Consider the following 7,314-nt stretch of genomic DNA (forward strand, 5'->3'; position numbering starts at 1 on the left):
ATCTGGAAAATATAACAGAAATGCTAAAAGGGGTACTTGAAGGCTGTGTTCTTGAAATTATCAGTCATGAAGAAATATATGGTTATGAAATTACTAGGAGGCTGAATGCTCTCGGATTTTCAGATGTTGTAGATGGGACAGTATATACTATCTTGGTGCGACTTGAGAAAAATAAATTGGTGGACATTACAAAAAAGAAATCCGATATAGGACCGCCGAGAAAGTTTTTTACCCTTAATGATGCGGGACGTGAAGAGCTAAAGAAGTTCTGGGCAAAATGGGAATTTGTTTCAACAAAAATTAACGAATTAAAGGAGAGGAAGTAATGAATTTTTGGGAAAAGATTACGGGAAGTGATATGACTAAAGAACTTAAAAATTTTGAAATGAGAGCCGAAAAGCTACCAGCTGATTATCAAGCGGCATGGGAAAAAATTAAGGCTAATCTTTGGCAGTACTCAGATTTCAGCGGTCGTAACCTCATGCCAATCCTTGATGGTGTGCTTGGCTTGCTAGAAGAAACTGCTACTGACGGGCAGAGTGTACAAGAGGTTTTGGGTGACGACATCAAAGGCTTCTGCTCAGCGCTGGTTGGCGAAGAAGGAGCAAAGACTTTTAGAGACAAGTGGCGCAAGCAACTCAATAGTAATATCGCTAAAAAATTAGGTGAATAGGAGGATAAAATGGGAATACAAGATATCATCGAAGGCAAAAAAGAGTGGCGAGCACATATGGCGCGTGTCAAAGCGCTCCCAAAAGATTATCAGATTGTTTATAAAGAGATTCAAAAATATCTATTTAAGGTCGGTCCTGTTGAGCTAAATGAAGGGATAGGTTTGCTATCTGGGATTGTTGATCTTTTTGAAGAAGGTGCAGCCTTAGGAAAAGGTGTGCTGGAAGTAACTGGCAGTGATGTAGCGGCTTTCTGCGACGATCTAATTAAAGATTCAAAAACGTATGCTGACATCTATCAAGAATCTGTTGACCAAGAAGTTAACAAAGCTATAAAAAAGGCTACTGATAAAACAAAGTAAAATGGAGTTATAGATATTAAAATAATAGTGCTTAACAAAAATATTAACTAGAGGGTAGAGTGTATAAATATCATGTTATCACGCATAGTAAGATTATAGTTAAGCTAAGTAAATGGGTTAAGCAAGTATAATTTCTACTTGCTTTTTATTTTAAATCACATTCTTTTTTTATACCTGTAGTTATAATGATGACAAATGCGAAAAAGCAGTGAAATATAATTGGAGGTATACTTAAAATGGAAAGCTTAAAATGGAAGGGATTCAAAGAAGTTAAAGTAGTTAAGAAAATAGAAGAAAGCATTGGAATATATTCATTTTACTTAAAAGATTTAGACAATAAAGAACTACCTAAATTCTTAGCAGGTCAGTTCATAGCAATAAGAGTTAAAAATAAAGACAATACATATACAAAGCCAAGGCAATATACGTTATCTATGAATCACAAAGATGATTTTTATAGAATTAGTGTAAAAAGAGAAGAAAATGGATATGTAAGCAAAGTATTAGTTGATGAAGTAAATGAAGGAGATACTATTGAGATAACTATGCCACTTGGAAACTTCTTTTTAAAAGATAACGATAGAAATGTTGTTTTAATTGGGGGAGGAATAGGTGTGACGCCAATGCTGACTATGGCATATGAAGCAGCTAATACTTCTAAGAATGTTAAGTTTATATATAGCACACAAAACTTAGAAAATCATAGTTTTAAAGATGAGATAGAAAAGTTATGTGAGAAAAATACTAATATAACAAGTACTATATTCTATACAAGAGCTGCTGAAGAAACGGCCAATAATTCTGGGTGCATATCTGGAAGAATAAGTAGAGAGTGGATGGAAGAGAATTTAGATAAAGATAGTGAATTTTATTTTTGTGGACCAACAGAATTTATGAGATGTGTGTATAGAAATCTAGTATCTATGGGAATAAATAAAGAAGATATAAATTTTGAAATGTTTGATAAGGGTGATGATATAACAAAATAATACTGTAATATATGTTACGTAATTAAAATTGAATAAAGTATATAATTGGAATATATGATTATGGATAAAGAGTAATTAGGAATTAAATCTGATTACTCTTTATGTGATTTAAAAAATAATTTATGAAAAGGTAGTTAATATGAATAGTAATTGTGCGAATTGTTGTAATGAATGTAGAGGAAAGTACTGTGCAAGCAAAGTTCCGATATTTGAAAACTTAGATTGTGATGAACTTTCTGAAATAGTAAAGAGTATTAATCATAAGGAGTATTCAAAGGGTGAAGTATTGTTTGATGAGGGAAGTATAGCAAATAATATGTTTTTTGTTAATGAAGGAAAAGTTAAATTATATAAATATACAAGAGATGGTAAAGAGCAAATATTGCACATATTATCTGAAGGTGAATTCTTTGGAGAGCTTAACTTAGTAAATAGTTCTATCCATAACTTTAGTGCTAAAGCAATAAAGGATACTAAGATATGCATTCTTAGTAACGAAGAAATGAAAAAGATAATAATTAAGAATCCTCAAATAGGGATAAAGCTATTACAAAGCGTAGGAGAAAGATTATCTAATATGGAAAACTTAGCACAAAACTTAGCTACAAATGATGCAGATTCAAGAGTTGCATATTTACTAATAGATCTATTAGAAAAGAGCGAGAAAGTTAATGGAGATAAAAATGAGATTAAGATCCAAATGTCAAGAGAAGATATGGCAAACTGTGTTGGGGTAACTAGGGAGACCTTAAGTAGAAAACTTAGAAGTTTTGAGGAAGAAGGTTTAATAAAAATAGTAAAAATAAAACAAATACGTGTATTAGATGAAGATGGATTAAGAAATTATATATAAATTTTCAGTTTTTATTTTGAATCATATTTTCAAAAAAGATTAGCATTTATAATTAGCTCATAAATTAAGTTTTGGACAAAACATATTAGTACAACTTAAGAAGAAAATTGTAAATGGAGTGATAAATATGATAAACACGATAAAAGAAAAATGGGGATACATTTAAGAATCTATTAAATGGAGAATGGATTCCAAGTGAAGGTAACCTAATTGAAATAAAGTCACCTTTAAATAAAGAGGTGATTGGAAAAGTTAAAGCTATGTCAAAGGAAGATGTTGATAAAGCTATAGAAGGTGCTAAGGAGGCACAAAAATCATGGAGTGATACGCCTTTAAATGAAAGATGTGAAATTCTATATAAGACAGCAGATATATTACTTCAAAATCAAGAACCATTAATTGATCTTATGATAATGGAAATTGCTAAAGACAGAAAGAGTGCAAAATCAGAGATCGTTAGAACAGCAGATTTTATAAGATTTACAGCAGATTCAGCTAAAAATATTGAAGGAGAAAGTATTCTAGGAGATAGTTTTCCAGGAGGTAGAAATAATAAGATCTTAATTGTAAATAGAGATCCAGTTGGTGTAGTACTTGCAATATCACCATTTAATTATCCAGTAAACTTAGTAGCCTCTAAAATAGCACCAGCTATAGTTTCAGGAAATACTGTAGTGTTTAAGCCAGCAACTCAAGGAGCTTTAAGTGGATTATACTTAGCAAAGGTATTTGATATGGCAGGAGTACCGGTAGGCGTTATAAATACAATTACAGGAAAGGGAAGCGAAATCGGAGATTATACTGTATCTCATAAGGATATAAATTTTGTAAACTTTACAGGTAGTACAGAAGTTGGACAAAGGATTTCAAAAATAACAACTATGAAACCACTTCTTATGGAACTTGGTGGAAAAGATGCAGCAATAGTTTTAGAAGATGCTGATTTAGATTTAGCAGCTAAAAATATAGTATCTGGAGCATTCTCATATTCAGGACAAAGATGTACAGCTGTTAAGAGAGTTTTAGTCTTAAATAAGGTAGCAGATAAGCTAGTAGATAAAGTATCTAAAGAGATAGAGAAATTAACAGTAGGAAATCCAATTGAGGATAGTGGAAATTTAGATGTAGTACCATTAATAGATTCAAAATCAGCAGATTTTGTTATGGGACTAATTGAAGAAGCAAAAGAAAAAGGTGCAACGTTATTAAAAGGTGGAGAAAGAGAAGGAAACTTAATTAGACCTACTTTATTAGATAAAGTGACATTAGATATGAGAGTTGCTTGGGAAGAGCCATTTGGACCAGTATTACCAATCATAAGAGTAAAAGATATTGAAGAAGCTATAAAAATATCTAATGAATCAGAGTATGGATTACAAAGTTCAGTATTTACAGAAAATATGAATGATGCATTCTATGTGGCTAATAAATTAGAAGTTGGAACTGTACAAGTTAATAATAAAACTGAAAGAGGACCAGATCATTTTCCATTCTTAGGAGTAAAGAATTCTGGTATGGGAACACAAGGGATAAAATACTCAATTCAATCAATGACGAGACCAAAAGCAGTTGTTATAAATTTAAAGTAGGAATCAAGAAAGAGGTAAGAAATATGAAAGTAATTTATTGGAGTCAAACAGGAAACACAAAAAGAATGGCAGAATTAATAGCACAAGGTATTGAAGAAGAAGGAAAGAGAGCAGAATTAGTTGAACTATCAGAAATATCAGTTGATGATTTAAAGAATGAAGAAGTTATTATATTTGGTAGTCCTGCATATGGAGCAGAAGAACTAGAAGATACAGAAGTTGAACCTTTTGTTGCAGCGCTAGAAGGTAATATATCAGGAAAAAAAGTTGCACTATTTGGTTCATAGGGCTGGGGGTGATGGCGCATGGATGAAAGATTTAGAAGAAAGGATTGAATCTTATGGTGCAAAACTTATATCAGAAGGTTTAATAGTTAAAGAATTACCAGAAGGTGAAGATGAAGTTAGATGTATTGAGTTTGGAAAATTAATAGCAAAATAAATTAAATACATATTATAAAAGGCAGGTCTACAGTTAGCGTAGATCTGCCTTTTATTTAAACAAATATTCAATTCTAATCTTTTTATTATAATATTAGCTTTTAATAGCTTTATTTTCATTTAAAATTAGTTGATATCAACTTATATAAATTAATTGATATTAGATATCAGTTATTTTATATATTTTATTTTAAATCACATAAAGACTAAATAGAATTAACTATAATAAGGTCATAAGATTGATGCAGGAGCAAATGAATTTGCTCAGGTTAGGAGGAATAGTAATGAAAAGACAAGTTGAATTAAAGAATAATATTTATTCAGTAGGAGTTATAGATGATAGAAAGGTACCATTTCATAGATTAATATTAGAAGATGGAACTACATATAATAGCTATTTATTAAAGACAGAGAAACCAACAGTAATAGATACAGTAGATTTAATATACACAAAAGAATATATAGAAAATTTAAAATCACTTATTGATTTAAAAGATATACAATATATAGTAATAAATCATACAGAGCCAGATCACTCAGGTGCTTTAGGAGGACTTGCAAGACAAGCTACTAATGCAACTATAGTTTGCAGTGAAGAAGCTGTTTACCACTTAAAAGAATTATATAAATTACATGATAGAAACTTTTTAGTTGTAGGGGATGGAGAAACTCTTGATATTGGAGGAAAAACATTACTATTTAGAATGACTCCATATCTTCATACAGAAGAGACAATGATTACATATTGTATTGATGATAAAATATTATTTCCTTGTGATATATTTAGTACACATTTAACAGCTAAAGAGTATTTTTTAAGCAAAACAGATTTAGATATAACAGAAGCTTTCACTGTATACTATGATCTTATAATGTCACCACATAAGAAATATGTAAGACCAATGATTTCAATAGTAAAGAATTTAGATATTGATATGATAGCGCCATCTCATGGATATATAATAGACGAAAATGTTGAAAAGTATATTTCAATATATGATGAAAGAAGTAGGGCGACTAAAAAAGGTAAGAAGGCTACAATAGTTTATACAACAATGAGAAATTCTACAAAGGGAATTGCAGAAAAATTCAAAGAAGAATTTGAAACAGAAGATATTGAAGTAGATATATTTAATGCTGATAAGAGTGATGAAGAAGAAATATTAGAAGCTATTAAAGAGTCTGATGCAATATTATTTGGTACATCAACAAGATATGGTGATTTAATAGGTTCAATTGAAAATATATTAAAGAAATTACCTGAAATGAACTTAGAAGGTAAGGCTGCTTGTGCATTTGGATCATTTGGATGGAGTGGAGAGCCTATTGAAATCATTCAAGACTATTTAAACAATACTAATTCCAATGTTTTAAGTACATCTTCAATAATAAAATCAACAGGTATGATTGATGTTAATTTCCCAGTAAGAATTAGATTTTCACTTAATGAAGAATCAAAGAAAGATGTAATAAAAGCAGCAGATTATATAAGCTCAATATTATAAAATTTTAAGGGACTGTCTTAAAACAGTCCCTTTGTGATATTTAAGTTATAAAATTCTTATCTAAAAGAAGCTTGAAATCAAATCCTTATTAATAAAAACAGTTATATTATTTTTAAGCTTTAATGCAATTACAGAGTCCAAATTTAATACAATATTTCCTGTAATTACTCCTAAATCACGAACTATAATAGAGACAGTTGAACCTCTATAATATTCATTTAATATAGATGCGATTTCATTAGACTTAATTTTATCACTCTCAATATAGTTGTTTTTAATATAATTATGTTTAGAGTTTGATTTAGTTGTGGAACCAGAGTTTAATGTAGTTTTATCAGAAGTATTTTTAAAGTTATTAATTGCAGGATTCTCAGGAGCTTTTTTTAAGTTATCAATTATAGGATCATTAGAAGCTTTTTTAGAGTGTTTATCTAATGTATGTGTAAATTTATTAGAATTAAATTTATCATATTTATTTTTACTATTATTATTTACAGAGCAAGAGTTTAATATAGATTTTTTATAAGTATTTTTAAAGTTATTAATTTTAGGTTTAATAGAAGGTTTTTCAGTATGTTCATCTAATATAGATATATATTTATTAGTATTAAATTTATCATTTTTATTATAATAATTTTTAGGTTTATTATTCATAGGATTTGATCTAATTATAGAATCATAATTAGATACAACCGGTTTAGAAATATTTTTTGAATTATTAGTTTTAGTATGGATATCATTATTTTTATTAATTGATCTTATGCTTTTACTTGGGGTTTGGTTAATAGATATTTTTTTGTTTTGTTTAGGGGTTCTGTTTTTATTTTGGTCATTAGCATTAAATTTATTAGAATTGCAGGAGGCTGTATTAAAGTTATTCTTTTTCTTTAGAGATGAAGAAGAAA

The 7,314-nt window shown here is 29.4% G+C and carries 8 protein-coding genes and 1 pseudogene; 8 read left to right on the top strand and 1 reads right to left on the bottom strand.

Annotated features, from left to right (window positions below):
* Positions 1-2: 2 nt before the first annotated feature.
* From JOC62_RS15820 to JOC62_RS15855, 8 genes and pseudogenes are all read left to right on the top strand, one after another.
* Positions 3-326, top strand: a complete 324-nt coding sequence (locus JOC62_RS15820; RefSeq protein ID WP_204596270.1) for a PadR family transcriptional regulator — start codon at positions 3-5, stop codon at positions 324-326.
* A complete protein-coding gene (locus tag JOC62_RS15825; RefSeq protein WP_204596260.1) occupies positions 326-673 on the top strand; it encodes a DUF1048 domain-containing protein in 348 nt (115 codons plus the stop codon). Before JOC62_RS15820 ends, JOC62_RS15825 begins: the two co-directional genes overlap by 1 nt.
* 9 nt (positions 674-682) lie before the next feature.
* The gene (locus JOC62_RS15830; RefSeq protein WP_204596261.1) at positions 683-1,033 is read left to right on the top strand and encodes a DUF1048 domain-containing protein; all 351 of its coding nucleotides are present in this window, start codon (positions 683-685) and stop codon (positions 1,031-1,033) included.
* A 236-nt stretch (positions 1,034-1,269) separates the two neighbouring features.
* On the top strand, positions 1,270-2,022 hold the full coding sequence (locus JOC62_RS15835; protein ID WP_204596262.1) for an FAD-binding oxidoreductase: 753 nt from the start codon (positions 1,270-1,272) through the stop codon (positions 2,020-2,022).
* Between the two features lie 139 nt (positions 2,023-2,161).
* Positions 2,162-2,875 (top strand): Crp/Fnr family transcriptional regulator, encoded by a 714-nt coding sequence (locus JOC62_RS15840; protein ID WP_204596263.1) that lies wholly within the window; start codon positions 2,162-2,164, stop codon positions 2,873-2,875.
* 188 nt (positions 2,876-3,063) lie between these two features.
* Positions 3,064-4,464 carry an aldehyde dehydrogenase family protein gene (locus JOC62_RS15845; RefSeq protein ID WP_204596271.1) on the top strand — a complete coding sequence of 467 codons (1,401 nt, stop codon included), beginning with the start codon at positions 3,064-3,066 and terminating at the stop codon, positions 4,462-4,464.
* A gap of 23 nt (positions 4,465-4,487) precedes the next feature.
* Positions 4,488-4,905: pseudogene (locus JOC62_RS15850) on the top strand (flavodoxin).
* 283 nt (positions 4,906-5,188) lie between these two features.
* On the top strand, positions 5,189-6,409 hold the full coding sequence (locus JOC62_RS15855) for an FprA family A-type flavoprotein (protein ID WP_204596264.1): 1,221 nt from the start codon (positions 5,189-5,191) through the stop codon (positions 6,407-6,409).
* Between the two features lie 60 nt (positions 6,410-6,469).
* Here the strand turns inward: JOC62_RS15855 and JOC62_RS15860 are convergent.
* Positions 6,470-7,314: hypothetical protein (locus tag JOC62_RS15860; RefSeq protein WP_204596265.1), on the bottom strand; the 845-nt coding region annotated here is incomplete at its 5' end.

The sequence above is a fragment of the Clostridium sardiniense genome (assembly GCF_016907995.1).
Lineage (GTDB): Bacteria > Bacillota > Clostridia > Clostridiales > Clostridiaceae > Clostridium > Clostridium sardiniense.

What these genes read in the sequence shown, in the direction of transcription:
- JOC62_RS15825 (WP_204596260.1), top strand. Translation starts at nt 326, where the DNA reads ATGAATTTTTGGGAAAAGATTACGGGAAGTGATATGACTAAAGAACTT.
- JOC62_RS15830 (WP_204596261.1), top strand. Translation starts at nt 683, where the DNA reads ATGGGAATACAAGATATCATCGAAGGCAAAAAAGAGTGGCGAGCACAT.
- JOC62_RS15835 (WP_204596262.1), top strand. Translation starts at nt 1,270, where the DNA reads ATGGAAAGCTTAAAATGGAAGGGATTCAAAGAAGTTAAAGTAGTTAAG.
- JOC62_RS15840 (WP_204596263.1), top strand. Translation starts at nt 2,162, where the DNA reads ATGAATAGTAATTGTGCGAATTGTTGTAATGAATGTAGAGGAAAGTAC.
- JOC62_RS15855 (WP_204596264.1), top strand. Translation starts at nt 5,189, where the DNA reads ATGAAAAGACAAGTTGAATTAAAGAATAATATTTATTCAGTAGGAGTT.